The organism is Nocardia sp. PE-7, from assembly GCF_030486425.1.
GTDB classification, from domain to species: domain Bacteria; phylum Actinomycetota; class Actinomycetes; order Mycobacteriales; family Mycobacteriaceae; genus Nocardia; species Nocardia salmonicida_A.
The window spans coordinates 4,201,900-4,220,835 of sequence record NZ_CP129614.1; the positions used below are offsets into that span (position 1 = coordinate 4,201,900).

General features: G+C 68.2%; 17 protein-coding genes. 5 read left to right on the top strand and 12 right to left on the bottom strand.

The annotated features are described in order from the left end of the window. Window positions 1-127: 127 nt before the first annotated feature. Window positions 128-2,305, top strand: coding sequence for a thiamine pyrophosphate-dependent enzyme (locus QX204_RS19875; RefSeq protein ID WP_301908046.1), 2,178 nt, complete (start codon window positions 128-130; stop codon window positions 2,303-2,305). A 73-nt stretch (window positions 2,306-2,378) separates the two neighbouring features. Here the strand turns inward: QX204_RS19875 and secG are convergent, their stop codons facing one another. After that, the gene (gene secG, locus QX204_RS19880; RefSeq protein ID WP_056815392.1) at window positions 2,379-2,612 is read right to left on the bottom strand and encodes a preprotein translocase subunit SecG; all 234 of its coding nucleotides are present in this window, start codon (window positions 2,610-2,612) and stop codon (window positions 2,379-2,381) included. A gap of 34 nt (window positions 2,613-2,646) precedes the next feature. After that, on the bottom strand, window positions 2,647-4,242 hold the full coding sequence (locus tag QX204_RS19885; RefSeq protein WP_301901363.1) for an MFS transporter: 1,596 nt from the start codon (window positions 4,240-4,242) through the stop codon (window positions 2,647-2,649). A 233-nt stretch (window positions 4,243-4,475) separates the two neighbouring features. Here QX204_RS19885 and QX204_RS19890 point away from each other — a divergent pair, with 233 nt between their 5' ends. Together QX204_RS19890 and QX204_RS19895 are read left to right on the top strand one after the other, a co-directional pair. Then, window positions 4,476-4,991, top strand: a complete 516-nt coding sequence (locus QX204_RS19890) for an MmpS family transport accessory protein (RefSeq protein WP_301901365.1) — start codon at window positions 4,476-4,478, stop codon at window positions 4,989-4,991. 68 nt (window positions 4,992-5,059) lie between these two features. Beyond that, entirely contained in the window at window positions 5,060-5,845 is a 786-nt protein-coding gene (locus tag QX204_RS19895) for an META domain-containing protein (RefSeq protein WP_301901367.1), read from the top strand. Between the two features lie 62 nt (window positions 5,846-5,907). Here the strand turns inward: QX204_RS19895 and tpiA are convergent, their stop codons facing one another. The 7 genes from tpiA to uvrC form a co-directional block, all read right to left on the bottom strand. Continuing rightward, window positions 5,908-6,696 carry a triose-phosphate isomerase gene (tpiA, locus tag QX204_RS19900; RefSeq protein ID WP_301901369.1) on the bottom strand — a complete coding sequence of 263 codons (789 nt, stop codon included), beginning with the start codon at window positions 6,694-6,696 and terminating at the stop codon, window positions 5,908-5,910. Window positions 6,697-6,699: 3 nt separating this feature from the next. Further along, window positions 6,700-7,914: a phosphoglycerate kinase gene (pgk, locus tag QX204_RS19905; protein WP_301901371.1), complete on the bottom strand. Its 1,215-nt coding sequence runs from the start codon at window positions 7,912-7,914 to the stop codon at window positions 6,700-6,702. Between the two features lie 5 nt (window positions 7,915-7,919). Continuing rightward, on the bottom strand, window positions 7,920-8,936 hold the full coding sequence (gene gap / locus QX204_RS19910) for a type I glyceraldehyde-3-phosphate dehydrogenase (RefSeq protein ID WP_056810475.1): 1,017 nt from the start codon (window positions 8,934-8,936) through the stop codon (window positions 7,920-7,922). Window positions 8,937-9,153: 217 nt separating this feature from the next. After that, window positions 9,154-10,137 carry a DNA-binding protein WhiA gene (gene whiA / locus QX204_RS19915; protein ID WP_056810477.1) on the bottom strand — a complete coding sequence of 328 codons (984 nt, stop codon included), beginning with the start codon at window positions 10,135-10,137 and terminating at the stop codon, window positions 9,154-9,156. After that, complete coding sequence (gene yvcK, locus QX204_RS19920; protein WP_301901376.1) at window positions 10,128-11,192, bottom strand: gluconeogenesis factor YvcK family protein; 1,065 nt, start codon at window positions 11,190-11,192, stop codon at window positions 10,128-10,130. The genes whiA and yvcK overlap by 10 nt, the downstream gene beginning before the upstream one ends. Further along, complete coding sequence (rapZ, locus tag QX204_RS19925) at window positions 11,189-12,145, bottom strand: RNase adapter RapZ (protein WP_062983068.1); 957 nt, start codon at window positions 12,143-12,145, stop codon at window positions 11,189-11,191. The genes yvcK and rapZ overlap by 4 nt, the downstream gene beginning before the upstream one ends. Window positions 12,146-12,264: 119 nt before the next feature. Continuing rightward, window positions 12,265-14,250, bottom strand: a complete 1,986-nt coding sequence (gene uvrC / locus QX204_RS19930; RefSeq protein WP_301901379.1) for an excinuclease ABC subunit UvrC — start codon at window positions 14,248-14,250, stop codon at window positions 12,265-12,267. A 373-nt stretch (window positions 14,251-14,623) separates the two neighbouring features. On the opposite strand from uvrC, the gene QX204_RS19935 reads away from it, so the two are divergent. Beyond that, window positions 14,624-15,037, top strand: a complete 414-nt coding sequence (locus QX204_RS19935) for a hypothetical protein (RefSeq protein WP_301901381.1) — start codon at window positions 14,624-14,626, stop codon at window positions 15,035-15,037. Window positions 15,038-15,155: 118 nt separating this feature from the next. Here the strand turns inward: QX204_RS19935 and QX204_RS19940 are convergent, their stop codons facing one another. Further along, the gene (locus tag QX204_RS19940; RefSeq protein ID WP_301901382.1) at window positions 15,156-15,848 is read right to left on the bottom strand and encodes an HAD family hydrolase; all 693 of its coding nucleotides are present in this window, start codon (window positions 15,846-15,848) and stop codon (window positions 15,156-15,158) included. An 83-nt stretch (window positions 15,849-15,931) separates the two neighbouring features. Between QX204_RS19940 and ggt the strand changes: the two genes are divergently transcribed. Next, window positions 15,932-17,884: a gamma-glutamyltransferase gene (ggt, locus tag QX204_RS19945; protein WP_301901383.1), complete on the top strand. Its 1,953-nt coding sequence runs from the start codon at window positions 15,932-15,934 to the stop codon at window positions 17,882-17,884. Between the two features lie 81 nt (window positions 17,885-17,965). Here ggt and QX204_RS19950 read toward each other — a convergent pair whose 3' ends face one another. Next, a complete protein-coding gene (locus tag QX204_RS19950; protein WP_301901385.1) occupies window positions 17,966-18,442 on the bottom strand; it encodes a PH domain-containing protein in 477 nt (158 codons plus the stop codon). 11 nt (window positions 18,443-18,453) lie between these two features. Further along, window positions 18,454-18,930: a 6,7-dimethyl-8-ribityllumazine synthase gene (ribH, locus tag QX204_RS19955; RefSeq protein ID WP_301901387.1), complete on the bottom strand. Its 477-nt coding sequence runs from the start codon at window positions 18,928-18,930 to the stop codon at window positions 18,454-18,456. Between the last annotated feature and the right edge of the window lie 6 nt (window positions 18,931-18,936).

The following is an 18,936-nucleotide window of genomic DNA, read 5'->3' on the forward strand; positions in this document are numbered from 1 at the left end:
TCGTCGATCGAGGATCGCAGTAGCTTTCTTGGCATGCCGACGGTTCGGACGTCGACTCGACTGCGGGCGAGGAGTTGTGGCGGTGGCACTGGGTTCGCTTGACCTCGATGGGGCCTTTCGGGCGGCGATGGACAGCCTCGCTGTGCCCGACCGGATCGAGCCGATCGGTACCGTCGACTTCGCGTTCGGGATCGAATTGTTCGAGTCGCAGGTTGCCAGTCGGCATCTCGATCTGGCGGCTCGGCGGCTCGGGGCCGCTCGACAGGGGTTCTACAGCATCGGGTCTTCGGGGCATGAGGGGAATGCGGCGGTGGCGGCCGCGGCACGCGTCGATGATCCGGCGTTGTTGCACTATCGGTCGGCGGCCTTCTTCGTGCAGCGATGCAAGCGGATTCCGGGACTGGATCCGATCAGGGACGTGCTGCTCGGGGTTGTGGCGGCGGCCGCTGATCCGATTTCCGGTGGTCGGCACAAGGTGATCGGGAGTGCGGCGGCGTCGATCATTCCGCAGACCTCGACCATCGCTTCGCATCTGCCGCGTGCGGTGGGGTTGGCCTTCGCGCTGGATCGGGCCGCGAAGCAAGGGGTTTCGTGCCCGTGGCCCGCTGACGCGGTGGTGGTCTGCAGTTTCGGGGATGCGTCAGCCAACCATTCGACGGCGGTCGGTGCGGTCAATGCCGCCCTGCACGCCGCCCATCAGGGCGTGCCGATGCCGCTGGTGTTCGTCTGCGAGGACAACGGCCTCGGCATCAGCGTGCCGACCGCCCCGGACTGGATCGAACGTGCCTACGGCCCACGGCCGGGGCTCACCTACCTCGCCGCCGACGGCTGCGACCTGCCCGACGTTCTCGGTGCCGCCGAAGACGCGGTGCACCTGGCGCGGACCTGGCGGATGCCGGTATTTCTGCACCTGCGCACGGTCCGACTCGGCGGACACGCCGGTTCCGATGTCGAGTCCGCCTATCGCGGTCGGGCCGATATCGCCGCCGACCTCGCCCGCGACCCCCTTCTCGGCACCGCCCGCTATCTGATCGCGGCGGGTGCCGCCGACGCGGGCGATCTCCTCGCGCGCTACGAGCGGATCGGCGCGCGCGTGCGCGAGACCGCCGACGAGGTGGTTCACGAGGCACGGCTCGATTCCGCCGCGGCCGTGATCGCGCCGCTGGCGCCGACTCGTCCCACCGCGATCCGCGACGATGTCGCCCGCCTCGGTCCGTCGACGCTCTCTCCACAGTCATCGGCTGACGAACGACCTCGCGCATCATCGCCCCGGCCTCCCGATCCCGCCGGGGCAACCGACCTCCGGATGACCCTGGCGCAGGCGATCAATCACACCCTCGGCGAGCTGCTCGCCATGGACCCCGACGTCCTGGTGTTCGGCGAGGATGTCGGCCGCAAGGGCGGCGTCTACGGCGTCACGAAGGGACTCAGAAAACGCTTCGGAGCGCGCCGGGTCTTCGACACCCTCCTCGATGAACAGTCCGTCCTCGGCACCGCGCTCGGGACCGGCTTGGCCGGATTCATCCCGATCCCCGAGGTCCAGTACCTGGCCTACGTGCACAACGCGGCCGATCAGATCCGCGGCGAAGCGGCCACCCTGCAGTTCTTCTCGAACGGGCAGTACCGCAATCCGATGGTCTTGCGCATCGCCGGCCTCGCCTATCAAAAGGGCTTCGGCGGCCACTTCCACAACGACGATTCCCTGGCGGCGCTGCGCGATATCCCCGGCGTCGTCGTCGCGGTGCCCGCGCGCGCCGACGACGCGGCCGCGATGCTGCGCACCTGCGTGTCAGCGGCGCGAGTCGACGGCCGAGTCTGCGTGTTCATAGAGCCGATCGCGCTGTACCACACCAGAGATCTCCATCCCGGAGACGACGCCTGGCCGGCCTCCCCCACCATCGAACACATCCCGATCGGCAAGGCCCGCACCTACGGCGAAGGAACCGACCTCACCATCGTCACCTTCGGCAACGGCGTCCCGATGAGTCTGCGCACGATGAATCGCCTTGCCGCCCAAGGAATTCACGCCCGGGTGCTCGACCTCCGCTGGCTCAATCCGCTCCCGGTCGCCGACCTCATCGAGCACGCCGAAGCCACCGGAAAGGTGTTGGTCGCCGATGAAACCCGGAGCACCGGTGGAGTTTCGGAATCGGTCTACGCGGCGCTGATCGACACGGGCTACCGTGGAGCACTCGCCCGAGTCACCAGCGAGGACAGCTTCGTGCCACTCGGCCCCGCCGCGGACACGGTGCTGCTGAGCGAGTCGGCGATCGAGACGGCCGCACGGCGTCTGATACTGGGCTAGGTCGAGAACCGGTACCAGAACCCGCCACCGACATGCTGTGCGCCGGCCGGCTGGGCAAGAACCTGGAGCGAACTCAGGCGAACTTGATCTCGAGGCCGATGCCGAGGATCGCGATGAACCAGACGACGCCGACGAAGATGGTGATGCGGTCGAGGTTCTTCTCGACGACGGTGGAGCCGGACAGGCTCGACTGCACGCCGCCACCGAAGAGGCTGGACAAGCCGCCGCCCTTGGCGCGGTGCAGCAGCACCAGCAGCACCAACAGCAAGCTGGTGATCACAAGGAGGATATCGAGGAACAGCGACATGACGTTCATCCTAGGTGGTGCGGGACCGACTGGTCTAACCAGGCTCGACGGCGACCAGGTGTGAGACCGTCTGGGGGCCCGCGGAGTACTCGATGACGGCCTGTTCTATCTCCCGATCACGGGCGGTCAGACGCACCTGATGCTGGTGCATGTGCTCGGCCCACGACCGCACGACGAAGGCTTCCACGAAGCGGTCGACGGTGCCGACATCGCGATAGAGCCGCCATTCCATGGCGCCCGTACGCTGCCGGGATCGCCCGACCAGCGCCATCGACTCGGTGAAGGCGGCGACGTCGCCGGGTGGCACGTCGTAGCCGCGCATCACCAGGACGGGGCCGTCCGCGGGGTCGGGCTCGACGACGAGTTGCGGCTCGGGCCAGTACGCCGCCGGGGAGAGGTCGATCTCCTCGACGTTGTGCCGGATCGGCCACCACAGGGTGCTCACGGCGCAGCACGCCAGCATCGCCGCCGCGATCAGCAGCGCCGTCACGGCACCGTAGGCACCGGCGACCAGGCCCCAGAGCAGCGACCCGATCGCCTGCCCACCCATGAACACCAGCATGTACACCGACAGCCCGCGGGCGCGGACCCAGGCGGGCAGGAGCAACTGCATGGTCGAGTTCAGCGTCGACATCGCCAGCAGCCATGCCAGACCGGCCCCGACCAGCAGGATGAGGACCAGCACCACATTCTGGACCAGCGCGGCCGCCACCGCGCCGAGGCCGAACAGGACCGCGGCGAGCGCGAGGCGCTGGGTGGGGGTGAACAGGACCCGCAGGCGTGACAATCCGAGCGCGCCGCACACCGCGCCGAGCCCGAGCGCTCCGAGCAGCAGACCGTAGCCGGACGACGACAGTCCGAGGCGGTCGTGCGCGATCACCGGCAGCAGCGACCACACCGCGCTGGCGGGGGCGATGAACAGGCTCGCGCGAAACAGCACCCTCCTGATCGCGGGCGCGGCGCGGATGAACCGGGTGCCCGCCTGCAACGCCGCGAGCGGCCGTTCACTGGGCAGCGGGCTCGTTCGCGTCGGCCACTTCGATGCCAGCAGCACCACGACGATGCCGATGAACGAGACCGTGTTGAACCCGAACACCACGGTGGGCCCCGCTATCGACACGATCACCCCCGCCACGGCGGGCCCGACGGCTCGACCGATATTGACACTCATACTGCCCAGCGCCGCCACCGAGGTGATCTGGTCGCGCGGCACCAGCTCGGGTTGGATCGCCTGCCAGGCGGGAGCGGTGAGCGCCTGCCCGCAGCCGAGCAAGAACAGCAGACTGAGCAGGACCGCGGGAGTGGTGTGGCCGGTGGCGGTGAACACGGTGAGGGTGAGCGAGGCCAGCGCCATCCCCGCCTGCGCGCCGATCAGCAACCTGCGCCGATCGACCAGGTCGGCCAGGACTCCGGACGGAATCGACAGCAACATCACCGGCAGGGTGAGCGCGGTCTGCACGAACGACACCAGCGCCGCCGCGTTCGGTTGGTCCACGAGAATCCACTGCGCGCCGACCGTCTGCATCCAGGTGCCCAGATTGGACACGAGCTGCGCGATCCACAACGCCCTGAACACCGGCGAACGCAACGGCGCCCAGGTCGAGATCCGGTCCGCCGCCACAGTGCCCACGCGTCGAGCATATCCCTGGCGACCACCGAGCTCCGGCACGCAGTCTCCGCCGCGACAACGGTGCGCTGCCGCCACCGCCTGCTGCGACGGATCACCCTGAACCACCAGATGCCCTGTGCTTCAAGACAATATCCCCGCGATTCTTCGATGTGGTGTTACCTTCTGGCCGCCTTCGAGCGATCAGTACAGAGCTCCCGTGTCGTTCGGAGAGCCTGCACCACGGAGGAAACCGCATGACTGTCCCACCCGGCCATCCGCAACAGCCCTATGGCCAGCAACCGCCGCCGTACGGCCAGCAACCGCCCGGCGGTGGCTACCCCCAGCAGGGCGGCTACCCGCCGCCGCCGCGTAAGAAGAAGGTGTGGCCGTGGGTGCTCGGTGGCGTCCTGGTGGTCCTCCTGCTGGTCGTCGGCGGTTGTGTCGCGCTCGTCGGCACCGTCGCCAATGAGATCGAGAACGAAGTCAGCCGGGAAGTCACCGTCTCCTATCAGGCCGGTGGCACCGGGACCTCGACGGTGACCTATTCCGACGGAAGTCTGGATGTGGCACAGGAATCCGAGGTGACGCTGCCGTGGTCCAAGGAGGTCACGGTCACCGGACTGGTGAAGTTCGTGTCGCTGAGCGTGCTGTCCGGGGCCGACGGCGGATCGGTCTCCTGCAAGATCACCGTCGGCGGCAAAGTGATCGCCGAGGACCAGGCCAGCGGCCAATTCGCGAGCGCCATCTGCTCGGGCGACGCGGCCCAGTAGGTAACGAGTTCGCGAACCGCCCCGAACACCGCGCTGTGGCGTTCGGGGTGGTCCGTACCATCGGCTCCATGCGGATATCACCTCGTCCTCTGGCTGTTCTGCTCGTCCTGGTCGGCACAGTCGCGGCCGGGTGCGGGTCAGCCGACAAGGAACCCGAGAACGACACCGCCACGCCGATGGGCCACACCTACGTCTCCACCGAGGTCGTCGGTGACCAGATCCCGGGCGGCGGTCCGATGACGCTCACCTTCACCGACGGCCGCATCTCGGCGAACTCCGGCTGCAACTCCGCGGGCGGCACCGTCGACCTGAGCAACCACGTCGTGCACACCTCGCCGCTGGCGAGCACCCTGATGGCGTGTACCGACGACCGTGCGGGCGCCGACGCCTGGCAGAACACCTTTCTGGAATCCGACCCCACCTGGCGCCTCGACGGTGATCGGCTCACGCTGACGGGCGAGTCCGTCACGGTTCATCTCACCGACAAGAAGATCGTGAGCCCCGACAAGCCGCTGACCGGTACCACCTGGGTGGTCACCACGATGCTCACCCCGGACGCGCAGATCCGCTCGACCACTCTGGACCAGGTGAGCCCGAATCTCACCATCGGTGACGGCGGCACCGTCAACGGCTTCGCCGGCTGCAATCGGATCACCGGAACCGCGGGCGTCGGCCCTGGCGACGCCGTGAACTTCGCCGTCGCCACGACCAGAATGATGTGCCCGCCGGAGGTGATGGAGGTCGAGCAGAACGTGCTGCGCGCGCTGGACGGCCGAACCACCGCCACCATCGACGCGGCCACTCTCACTCTGCGCAACGACAACGGCTACGGCCTCATCCTGCACGCGCAGTAGCGCACGAAAGGCGAAGGGCCGGAAACCCGATGGTTTCCGGCCCTTCGTCGTTCAGTACCCGATCAGGGCAGCGGCCCGCCCGCGGCGATCGCCGACAGGGTGGCGAACTCGTCACCCTTGAGCGAGGCACCGCCGACCAGCGCGCCGTCGATATCGGGCTGACGGATCAGCTCACCGATGTTCTTGGCGTTCACCGAGCCGCCGTAGAGCACGCGCACACCGGCGGCGATCTCCGGAGAGGCCAGCTTCTCCAGCTCGCCACGGATCGCGCCGCACACTTCCTGCGCGTCGCCCGCCGAGGCGACCTTGCCGGTGCCGATGGCCCAGACCGGCTCGTAGGCGATGACGACCTGCGAAATCTGGTCCGCCGTCAGACCTTTGAGCGAACCGCGCAGCTGCTCGAGGTTGTACTCGACGTGCGTGCCCGCCTCGCGGACGCCGAGACCCTCACCGATGCAGACGATCGGGGTGATCTCGTACTTCAGCGCCTGCTTGGCCTTGGCCAGCACGGTCGCGTCGTCCTCGTGGTGGTACTGACGACGCTCCGAGTGCCCGACCACCACGAAGGTGGCGCCCAGCTTGGCCAGCATCGCCGCGCTGATCTCACCGGTGTAGGCACCGGAGTCGTGCGCCGAGACGTCCTGCGCACCGTAGGTGATCAGCAGTTTGTCGCCGTCGACGATCGACTGCACACTGCGCAGATCGGTGAACGGCGCAATCACCGTCACGTCGACCTTCGCGAAGTACTTCTCGGGCAGCGCGAACGCCACCTTCTGCACCAGGGAGATGGCCTCGAGGTGGTTGAGGTTCATCTTCCAGTTGCCCGCGATGAGCGGTTTCCGTGGTGCCATCGCTCAGCCCTCCAATACCGAAATACCGGGCAGCTCTTTGCCTTCCAGGTATTCCAGAGAAGCGCCACCACCGGTGGAGATGTGGGAGAAGCCGTCGTCGGGCAGTCCGAGGGAGCGCACGGCGGCAGCCGAGTCCCCACCGCCGACCACGGTGAACGCACCCTTGGAGGTGGCGGTCACGATGGCCTCGGCGACGCCACGGGTACCCGCGGCGAACGCGTCGAACTCGAACACGCCCATCGGGCCGTTCCAGAACACCGTCTTGGCCTCGGTCAGCAGCGCGGAGAACCGCGACACCGACTCGGGGCCGATGTCGAGGCCGAGCCAGCCGTCGGGGATCTCGGTCGAGGCGACCGTCTTCGCGTCGGCATCGGCCGCGAACTTGTCCGCCACCACGATGTCGACCGGCAGGTGCAGCACGTCGCCGAAGCGCTCGAGCAGCGACTTGCAGGTGTCGATCATCTCGGTCTGCAGCAGCGAGCCGCCGACCGGAAGTCCCTGCGCGGCAAGGAAGGTGAAGCACATGCCGCCGCCGATCACCAGGGTGTCGACCTTGGGGGCCAGCGCCTCGATCACCGCGAGCTTGTCCGAAACCTTGGAGCCGCCGAGCACCACCGCGTACGGACGGGCCGGGTCCTCGGTGAGCTTGCGCAGCACCTCGACCTCGGCCGCGACCAGGGTGCCCGCGTAATGCGGCAGCACCTGTGCCACGTCGTAGACCGACGCCTGCTTGCGGTGCACCACGCCGAAACCGTCGGAGACGAACGCGCCGTCGTCGCCGACCAGCTCGACGAACGCCGCGGCCAGCTTGGCCCGCTCCGAGTCGTCTTTGCTGGTCTCGCGCGGGTCGAAGCGCACGTTCTCGAGCAGCAGCACGTCGCCGTCGGTGAGGCCTTCCGAGCGCGAGAGCGCGTCGTAGCCCACCACGTCACCGGCCAGCTGGACGTTGCGGCCCAGCAGCTCGGCCAGCTTCGCCGCCACGGGAGCGAGCGAGAACTTCGCGTCGGGCTCGCCCTTGGGGCGGCCCAGGTGCGCCATCACAACCACCTTGGCGCCGGCATCGACCAGCGCCTGGATGGTCGGCACCGAGGCGATGATGCGGCCCGGGTCGGTGATCTGGCCGTTGTCGTCGAGGGGAACGTTCAGGTCGGAGCGCACGAGCACGCCCCGACCCTCGACACCCTCGGTCAGGAGATCCTGAAGTGTCTGGACTGTCATCGCGGTCAGAGCGACTTGCCGACGAGATCGACCAGGTTGGCCAGGCGGTTCGAGTAGCCCCACTCGTTGTCGTACCAGGAGACGACCTTGACCTGGTTGTCGATGACCTTGGTCAGCGGCGCGTCGTAGATCGACGAGTGCGGGTCGGTGACGATGTCGCTGGAGACGATCGGGTCCTCGTTGTACTTGAGGATGCCCTTCATCGGGCCCTCGGCGGCGGCCTTCATCGCGGCGTTGATCTCCTCGATGGTGGCAGGCTTGGCCAGGGTCGCGGTCAGGTCGGTGACCGAGCCCGTCGGGACCGGAACGCGCAGCGCGTAGCCGTCGAGCTTGCCCTGCAGCTCGGGCAGCACCAGGCCGATGGCCTTGGCGGCGCCGGTGCCGGTGGGCACGATGTTCAGGGCCGCGGCGCGGGCGCGACGCAGGTCCTTGTGCGGCGCGTCCTGCAGGTTCTGGTCCTGGGTGTAGGCGTGAATGGTGGTCATCAGACCGTTCACGATGCCGAACGAGTCGTTGAGCACCTTGGCGATCGGGCCGAGGCAGTTCGTGGTGCACGAGGCGTTGGAGATGATGTTCTGACTGCCGTCGTACTTGTCGTCGTTGACGCCCATCACGATGGTGATGTCGTCGCCGGTGGCGGGCGCGGAGATGATGACCTTCTTGGCGCCGGCGGACAGGTGACCCTTGGCCTTCTCGGCGGCGGTGAAGATGCCGGTGGACTCGACGACCACGTCGACGTTCAGGTCGGCCCACGGCAGCGCCGAGGGGCCTTCCTTGATCGCGAGCGCCTTGATGCGCTGCTCGCCGACCACGATGGTGTCGCCCTCGACGGAGACGTCCTGCGGCAGACGACCCAGGATCGAGTCGTACTTCAGCAGGGTAGCGAGGGTGTTGATGTCGGTCAGGTCGTTGACCGCGACGATCTCGATATCGGTCTCGCCGACGGCCTTCAGCGCCTCCACCGCACGGAAGAAATTACGTCCGATACGACCGAAGCCGTTGATACCTACCCGGACAGTCACGTTATCGCTCCTCAGCTTTCAAGCGGATTCATTCCGACGGTAACCACAGTAGTAGCCGCGCCAGCCTTTCACGACAGCCACCTGTGAGTTGTGAGCTCCCCGGCCTCAGGCCTGCGGAGCCCCCAGAATAGAGGGCAGAGCGGTCATCGATGACCGCTCTGCCTTAATCGTCGGATTCGCCACACCTTTCGGCGTGCGGAGTCTGTCGATGTTCCTATTACGCGTCGTCGAGCAGTTCCGCTGTCACCGCGGACTCGGTATCGGGGATGCCGAGGTCCTTGGCGCGCCGGTCTGCCATCGACAGCAAGCGCCGGATCCGACCGGCGACAGCGTCTTTGGTCATCGGCGGCTCGGCCAGCTGACCGAGCTCCTCGAGCGAGGCCTGCCGGTGCTGCACCCGCAGCCTGCCCGCTGCGGCGAGATGCTCGGGCACATCGTCGGCGAGGATCTCGAGCGCTCGTTCCACCCGAGCCGCCGCCGCGACGGCCGCGCGCGCCGAACGACGCAGGTTCGCGTCGTCGAAGTTGGCGAGCCGGTTGGCGGTGGCCCGCACCTCACGGCGCATCCGCCGTTCTTCCCAGGTGAGCCGGGTGTCCTGCGCGCCCATGCGGGTGAGCAGGGCGCCGATCGCCTCGCCGTCGCGCACCACGACCCGATCCGTGCCGCGCACCTCGCGCGCCTTCGCGGTGATGCCGAGCCTGCGCGCCGCGCCGACCAGCGCCAATGCCGCCTCCGGACCGGGGCAGCTCACCTCGAGCGCCGAGGAGCGCCCCGGCTCGGTGAGCGAACCGTGTGCGAGAAAGGCGCCACGCCATGCCGCTTCGGCATCACCGATGCTGCCGCCGACGACCTGTGCGGGCAGCCCACGCACGGGACGTCCGCGCACGTCGAGCAACCCGGTCTGGCGTGCCAGGGCCTCGCCTTCCTTCGACACGCGCACGACGTAGCGGGAGGTCTTACGCAACCCACCCGCGCCGAGCACATGCACGTCGGAGCCGTATCCGTACAGCTCGAAAATCTCTCTGCGCAGTCGCCGGGCGATGGACCCCATGTCCACCTCGGCTTCCACGATCACCCTGCCCCCCACGATGTGCAGACCGCCGGCAAACCGCAGCAACGCCGACAGTTCCGCTTTGCGCGAGCTGACCTGCGATACCACGAGCCTGCTCAGCTCGTCCTTCACCTCGGCTGTCATCGCCACGAGACGCGCTCCTTTCCCACCGACCCCGAACGCTCATCTGGAACACTGTGCACATCTGAGGCACTGTGCCGTCTCTCGAATCGAAGCCCAGTCAGTTGCGACCGCGGCGACCGGATCAGCTGATCCAGTGCGGCGGCAAGTTTTCCGGGATGATGCCGATCCGTTCCCGGCTCGGCGACATCGCAGAACGTTACCCGTGCCCGCAACTGTTCGGCGGCTCTTGCCACATGTTCCCGTTGCCGCCCCTCGGGCACCGAGGCCGAGTCGACGAGCACATCGTCGACCGCGAAATCCGGTGCGTGCTGGGACAATACATGCAGATGACGCTCCGCGGAAAAGCCGGCGGTCTCGCCGGGCTCGGCCGCCAGATTCAGCACGAGCACTTTGCGTGCCTCGGTGCGGACCAGCGCCGCGTGCAATTGCGGCACGAGGACATGCGGAATGACGCTGGTGAACCACGAACCGGGTCCCAGCACAACAACATCCGCGTCTTCGATGGCCGCGGTCGCCTCGGGGCTGGCAGGCGGATCGGACGGAATCAGCCGCACCCGCCGGACCTTACCCGGCGTGGTCGCCACCGCAACCTGACCGCGTACACACCGGCCGATCCGCGGATCCGACTCGAGGCCCGACACTTCGGCCTCGATGTCGAGCGGGATCGGCGACATCGGCAGCACCCGGCCGGTGATCCGCAGCAGGCGGCCCACCTCGTCGAGCGCGGCCACCGGGTCACCGAGGATGTCGGTGAGTCCGGCCAGGATCAGATTGCCCACCGAGTGCCCGGCGAGCGCGCCGGTGCCGCCGAAGCGGTGCTGCACCGTCGTGGTCCAGACGTCGCCGGCGTCCTCGGACAGCGCCGCCAGCGCCATCCGCAGGTCGCCCGGCGGGAGCATGCCCAGCTCGGCGCGTAGCCGGCCGGACGATCCGCCGTCGTCGGCGACGGTGACCACGGCGGTGATCCGCCGCGTCAGCCTGCGCACCGCGGTCAAGGTCGCGTACAGCCCGTGTCCACCGCCCAGCGCGACAACGGCTGGGTCGGCTTCGGTTCCACTCATTCGCGCCCCAGATCCCGGTGCACGACGCGAACGACGTCCACCGCCGCGTGCCCGGTATCGGCGCCGATGCGCTCACCCAGTGCCTCGGCGATAGCGACACTGCGATGTTTACCGCCGGTGCACCCCACTGCCACGGTCATGTATCGCTTCCCCTCTTGGCGGTATCCGGTCGTCGTCAAGTCGACCAGGTGTTTGCCGGTCTGCAGGTAGTCCCGCGCACCGGGCCTGGACAGCACGTAATCGCTGACCACCGACTCTTGTCCTGTGTGTTCCCGCAATTCCGGAATCCAATGCGGGTTGGGTAGGAATCGCACGTCCAACACCATGTCGGCGTCGAGGGGAACACCGTACTTGAAGCCGAACGATTGCACGGTCAGTTGCAGTGCGGCTGGCGCGCCCGCGCCGTATGCCTCCTCCAGCTTGCGGTGCAGCTGGTGGATCGACAGCTCGGTGGTGTCGATGACGAGGTCGGCGGCGCCCTTGACCGGGGCCAGCCTGGCTCGTTCGGCGGTGAGCCCGGCCGAGAGCGTGCCGTCGGGGCTGTCGCTCTGCAGCGGATGACGGCGTCGGGCGAAGCCGAATCGCCGGATCAGCACATCGTCGGACGCCTCGAGAAACAGCACTCTCGTGCGGATGCCCGCGCCGCGCAACTGCTCGGTGACGCCGGACAGCTCACCGGTGAAGAATCGGCTGCGCACGTCCATGACCAGCGCGAGCCGCCGGATCGGCGGGTCGGCCGCGGCGCCTAGTTCGATCATCCGCCCGATCAGTTCGGGCGGTAGGTTGTCGGTCACGTACCAGCCGAGATCCTCCAGCACGCGCGCGGCAGTGCCGCGGCCCGCGCCGGACAAGCCGGTCACGATGACCACTTCTACTGGTTGCTGTGTGTCGGTGACCGTCCCGGATTGACCGGGTGCCGCCCCCGCATTGTTATTCGATTCGACGCGTGTCATGTCCTACCGGATCCGTTTCTGGGTGCCTTTCGATCATCCCGCACCGGTTCGGGTATCGGGCGCAGACACACAACGTACGGCACACGCAATCTTGCGTCCTACGATCCCGGCCGTCGCGGCTACGGACTGTTGAGTGCGGCGAGCACTGCTTTCGCCGTCGATACTCCGATTCCGGGCACCGAGGTGATTTCCTCGACGGTCGCGTCCTTGATCCTGGCGACCGAGCCGAAGTGGGTGACCAGGGCCGTTCGCCTCGTCTCGCCGAGGCCCGGCACCGAGTCCAGTGCCGAGGCCGTCATCCGACGGGAGCGTTTGCTGCGGTGGAAGGTGATGGCGAAACGGTGGGCCTCGTCGCGCACCCGTTGCAGTAGGAACAGCGCCTCGCTGTTGCGCGGCATGATCACCGGGTCTTCTTCGCCGGGCACCCAGACCTCTTCGAGGCGTTTGGCGAGGCCGATCACCGCCACGTCGGTGATGCCGAGTTCGTCGAGGACCTCGGCGGCGGCGGCGACCTGCGGTGCGCCGCCGTCGACGACGTAGAGGTTGGGCGGGTAGGCGAAGCGGCGCGGTCGGCCCGTGGTGGGGTCGATGCCGGGGCGCGAGGCGGGTTCGTCGACCTCGTCGGGTTCGATCTCGACGGGTTGTTCGCGGTCGCGGGCCAGGCGGGCGAAGCGGCGGCGGGTCACCTCGGCGATGCTGCCGACATCGTCGGAGCGGCCGTCGCCCGCGGCCTCCTTGATCGCGTAGTGGCGGTAGTCGGACTTGCGCGCAAGGCCGTCTTCGAAGACCACCAGCGAGGCGACCACGTCGGTGCCCTGCACATGGCTGATGTCGACGCACTCGATCCGCAGCGGGGCGCTGTCGAGTTCGAGCGCGTCCTGAATGTCTTGCAGCGCTTGGGATCTCGAGGTGAGGTCACCGGCGCGGCGGAGCTTGTGCTGGGCCAGCGCCTCGGCGGCGTTGCGCTGCACCGTCTCGGCGAGCGCCTTCTTGTCGCCGCGTTGCGGGATGCGCAGCGAGACCGCCGAGCCGCGCATCTCGCTGAGCCACTCGCCGATCTCCTCGGCGTCGGCGGGCAGTTCGGGCACCAGCACCTCGCGCGGGACCACGATGGCCGCGTCGCCGTTCTGGTTCGCCATAGCGGCCTGTTCGCCGTAGAACTGGGTGAGGAACTGTTCGACCAGCGCGGCCAGTTCGGTGCCCGATTCGGCGACGTCGAGGGCGTCGCCGGATTTGTCGACGACCCAGCCGCGCTGGCCGCGCACGCGTCCGTCGCGGACGTGGAAGATCTGGACCGCGGCCTCGAGTTCGTCAGTGGCGAAGGCGATCACATCGGCGTCGGTCCCGGTGCCGAGCACCACGGCCTGCTTCTCCAGCGCGCGGCGCAGCGCCTGCACGTCGTCGCGCAGGCGCGCGGCGTTCTCGAAGTCGAGGTCTTCGGCGGCCTCGTGCATGCGGCGTTCGAGTGCGCGCACCATCTTGTCGGTCTTGCCGGAGAGGAAGTCGCAGAAGTCCTCGACGATCTGGCGGTGCTCGTCGGCACTGACCCGGCCCACACAGGGCGCCGAGCACTTGTCGATGTAGCCGAGCAGGCAGGGGCGCCCGATCTGGCTGTGCCGCTTGAAGACTCCGTTGGAACAGGTGCGCGCGGGGAACACGCGCAGCAGCAGATCGAGGGTCTCGCGGATCGCCCAGGCGTGGGCGTAGGGGCCGAAGTACCGGACGCCCTTCTTCCGCGCCCCGCGGTAGACGAACAGCCGCGGATACTCCTCGTTGAGGGTCACCGCGAGCACCGGGTAGGTCTTGTCGTCGCGGTAGCGCACATTGAACCGCGGATCGAATTCCTTGATCCAGTTGTACTCGAGCTGCAGCGCCTCCACCTCGGTGGACACCACGGTCCACTCGACAGCGGCCGCCGTGGTGACCATCTGCTTGGTACGCGGATGCAGCGAGTACACATCGGCGAAATAGGAATTCAGCCGACTCCGCAGGCTCTTGGCCTTGCCGACATAGATGACCCGCCCGTGCACGTCCCGGAACTTGTACACACCGGGTTCGACGGGGATCGTGCCCGGCGCCGGCCGGTACATCGCGGGATCTGCCACCCATCCAGCCTAGCGAGGGGCTCCGACAGGTCCGCACCGCCGAGGTACCGACTGGCGCAGGCGGCCCTTGACCGGCCCCGAAACCAGCCTGGCACAACACTTTCCGCGTCCGGCGACATCGAACGGACTCAGCCCTGGGCGGGCGCGACGAACCATCCGAACCGACGGCAAAGGGATCAGGACCACAGTCATTGTGGGCTGCGGGTCGACGGACTTGTCCGGTCCCGGCTCGATGGCGATCAGGGCACCGCCCGAGTTGCCCGGAATGCCGACCGGCGGGCCGTTGCGATCCTGCTCACGAGGTCGGCGGGGTGAGCTGTGCGCCCGCCTGTGTAGCGTGAGTGCTCGGATTATGTGCCCGAAAGGACGTCCGATGAGCAATGCCGCCGCCCTGCCGCAAACCGGCGATGACCTGTACGACGACGAGGCGTCCCCGTGGGGAGCCATGCCGGGGACGGTGCGCGGGGCGCGGCTGATCGCTGCGGTCGCCACCGCCGTCGGTGTGGTGCTGATCGCGATCACGGTGGCGCTGGGTGGCTCGCTCGGCGCGCTGCTCGCCGGGTATCTGCCGTCCTTCGCCTTGGTTCCGCTGGTGCTGTTGTTCCGGCAGGGTGGCGATCTGGTGCGCAAGGCGGCGATCGGGGTGGCGGTACTGGCGTGTCTGGTGTCGTCGACGGGGATTCTCACCGGGCTGCCGCCGGGGGTGGTCGGCGTCGTCGCCAATGGCGCGGTCGCTGGGATGCTGCTTCGGCCTTCGGCCCGTGCGTGGTTCACCCGCGAACGCTGACCTGCGTATCGACTGATTCGCGCGGCTGTGCGCGTCCGCGAACATGTCTACCGGCCGTCGGGTGTGGAAGTAGGTACGCCCCACAGAACTGTCGGCCGACGAATCGGCCCGCGTGCGGTCAGCCGGACGTTCGGATGCCGTGTTCGGCGAGTGCGTCGATGAGGGCGCGGGGGCGATCGGCGGTGGGGACCGCGTCGACGAGGGCGAAACGGGCGCCGAGGGTGGTGGCCCCGCCGTCGGCCTCGGCGCTGTCGCCGATCATGAGGACGCGGTCGGGGTCGACGCCGAGGCGGTCGGTGGCGTCGCGGAAGATCTGGGCGTTCGGTTTGATGGCGCCTACTTCGTAGGACAGGGTCATCGCACCGACCAGGTCCGTCCAGCCGTGCTTCGCGAAGGCGGGGCGGATGTCGAAGGCGATATTGCTGACGATGCCGACCGGGATTCCTTGGGCAGCAAGCGATGTCAGGACCGTACCGGTATCGGGGTACGGAGTCCAGGTGAGCGGGTCGATGAGGCGTTCGTAGAGACGCGTCGCCTGCGTGTCGGGAAGGCCGGAACCGCGCAGCACCTCCAGATAGGCGTGGCGGTGCAGGGCCGGGTCGAGATCGCGGTTGTCCCAGGCGTGTTGGCCCGCCGCGTCGAAGGTCATGAACTGCTCGACCGGGGCCGTCATCCGCCGCAGCACTTCGGCTTTCGCCGCGATGTCGAAGGGTGTGCCGTCGTCGCCGACGAGTTCGTCGGCCCAGGTCCGGTCGTCTTCCAAACGAAAGACCGTGCCCGAGTAGTCGAAGAGCACCGCGTCGATATCCATGTCAGCCAGGGTAGCCAGACGACGAGTACGGCTCCGGCGGAAAAAGCTCGAATCGTGTTGGACCGGCGCGTTACGCTGCCTCTATGACGCCAAGGCGACGGACGTGGATCGGGGCCACGACGGCCGCAGTGCTCGCGGTGGGGGTACTGACCGGTTGTTCGACAGATGAGAAGACGGCTGCCGAGTGTACGAGCACGCCCAACGGCACTCCGGTGTCCGCGGCGCCCGCGACCGGTGGGGGTGCGCCGACCTCGCAGAACCTCAGCACCAACCCGGAGATCTCGTCGGGATACCGCTCGGATATGACGGCGGTGCGCACCAGCACCTACGCGGTGTCGACCGCCAATCCGATCGCCACCGAGGCCGCGTGCCGGGTGCTGCGCGCGGGTGGCACCGCCGCCGACGCGCTGGTCACCGCGCAGGCGGTGCTCGGGCTGGTCGAGCCGCAGGCCTCCGGAATCGGCGGCGGCGCGTTCCTCGTCCACTACGACGCGAAGTCGCGCACGGTCGACACCTACGACGGTCGCGAGACCGCGCCCGCCGCGGCGACCGAGAACTATCTGCGCTGGGTCAGCGATACCGACCGCACCGAACCCGCGCCGAATACCCGCGCCAGCGGTCGCTCTATCGGTGTGCCCGGCGTGCTGCGGATGCTCGAACTCGCCCACCAGGAGCACGGGATGAGCGCCTGGAAGGAACTGTTCGATCCCGCGATCAGCCTGTCCGACAGCGGTTTCGAGATCAGTCCACGGCTGGCCGGGCAGATCGCCGAGTCCGCGAAAGACCTGGCCGCCGACGAAGCCGCGCGCGGTTACTTCCTCGAACCCGATGGTTCGCCCAAGAAGTCCGGCACCGTACTCACCAATCCGGCGCTGGCGAAAACACTGTCGGCGATCGCGACCGACGGCGCGAAAGCCTTCTACAGTGGCGCCATCGCGCAGGACGTCGTCGAAGCGGCAGCCAGTACGGCGGGCGGCCGCACCCCGAGCGCGCTGACCACTACCGACCTGGCGAATTACACGGCCAAGAAACGTACGGCGCTGTGCACCGGGTACCGCAAGTACGAGCTGTGCGGCATGCCCGCACCGTCCTCCGGTGGCAGCACCGTCGCCGCGACGCTGGGCATCCTCGCCAATTTCGATCTCCCCGCGCTGCGTCCCCAGGAACTCGACGCCAACGGCGGACGCCCCGACGCGCAGGCCGTACACCTGATCTCCGAGGCGGAGCGGCTGGCCTACGCCGACCGCAACAAGTACGTCGCCGACCCGGATTTCGTTCCGCTGCCGGGCAATTCGGCCCTCTCGCTGGTTCACCCGCAGTATCTCAAGGAGCGGTCGACGCTGATCGACCCGCAGCGCAGCATGGGGACCGCCAAGCCGGGCAACCTCGGCCCGGTCCCCCTCGGCAACGGCCCACAGCCGCCCGAGCACGGCACCAGCCACATCTCCGTCATCGACAAGTACGGCAACGCCGCCGCGATGACCACGACGGTCGAATCGGCGTTCGGGTCGTTCCATCTCGTCGACGGATTCGTCCTCAACAATCAGCTCACCGACTTCGCCGCCGATCCCCTCGACCCTGACGGCACCCCGGTGGCCAACCGCCTCCAGCCCGACAAGCGCCCACGCAGTTCGATGGCTCCGACCCTGGTGTTCGACCGCGACGACAAGGGCGACCGTGGCGAACTGAAGCTCGTCACGGGTTCACCGGGCGGTTCGGTGATCATCCAGTTCGTCGTGAAAACGCTGGTCAACGTTCTGGATTGGGGTCTCGATCCGCAACAGGCGGTCTCCGGGGTGTCGTTCGGCGCGGGCAATACGCCGGTCACCGGCGTGGGCGGCGAGCACCCCGACATCGACGCCACCGACAACGGCGACCACGATCCGCTGGTCGCGAAGCTGCGAGCGATGGGCCATCAGGTTTCCGTGGCGCCGCAGTCCAGCGGGCTCAGCGCCCTGCAGCACAACGGCGAGGACGGCTGGATCGGCGGTGCGGATCCGCGCCGCGAGGGAGCGGTTCTCGGCGACACCCGCTGACGCGTCGGCCTGTGCGTCACCGGGTGGCGCACAGGCGGCTACGCGCACGCGGTCGGCCCAGGCGCCAACGGTCGGTGGAGTTCAGTCCTGCGGGGCGTAGCGGGCGCCGAGTTCGCGGACGCGCTCGATGGCGTCGGCGGCGTGGGTCTTGTCGTTGGAACGGATCGCCAGCATCGGGACGTAATCGTCATCGGCCAGTTCCAGGCGGGCCCACGCCTTGCCGTCCGGGAAGGACGCGCCGCGGATGTAGGCCCACGGGTACACCTGCTCGCCCAGGATGTTGCGTACCCCGACACCCTGGCTACCGACACGCACGCGCGGCCGGGTGAGCATCAGTACCGCGCCCGCACCGACCACGCCGATCAGGATCATCGCGACCTGATCGGCGACCCGGAAGTTCACCCCGGTCGATCCGGTGCGCAGCAGCAGCCCACCCGCGGTGAAGGCGACGAGGATGACGATCGCGACCACGACGGCGGTACGGATCGCCCGGCGCGGACGCACCTCGAACTCCCAGCCCGTGCCGGGCTCGGGAGCACTGCGACGCCACGTCCGCACCACCGGCACGGTCACGCCGATCGCAGCGCGCGCAAGGTGAGCGCGGCATCGAGGGCAGCGGCACACGCCTGCTCGCCCTTGTCCTCCGACGAACCGGGCAGCCCGGCCCGATCGCGCGCCTGCTCCTCGTCGTTCGTGGTGAGCACGCCGTTGGTGACGGGGGTGGCCGCATCCAGCGACACCCGGGTAAGCCCGGCCGTCACCGCATCGCAGACATACTCGAAATGCGGTGTGCCGCCACGGATCACGACGCCCAGAGCCACGACAGCGTCATGGGTGCGCGCCAGTTCCTGCGCGACGACCGGCAGCTCCATCGCACCGGCGCAGCGCACCACGGTCACGTGTTCGACGCCGGCGTCCTTGGCCACCCGTTCGGCATTCGCCACCAGGGTGTCGCAGATCTCGGTGTGCCAGCGCGAGGCGACGATGCCGAGTTTGACGTCTTTGGCCTGCGCCAAGGCGAAGGACGGAACACCCGTGCCGCTCATCGTTAC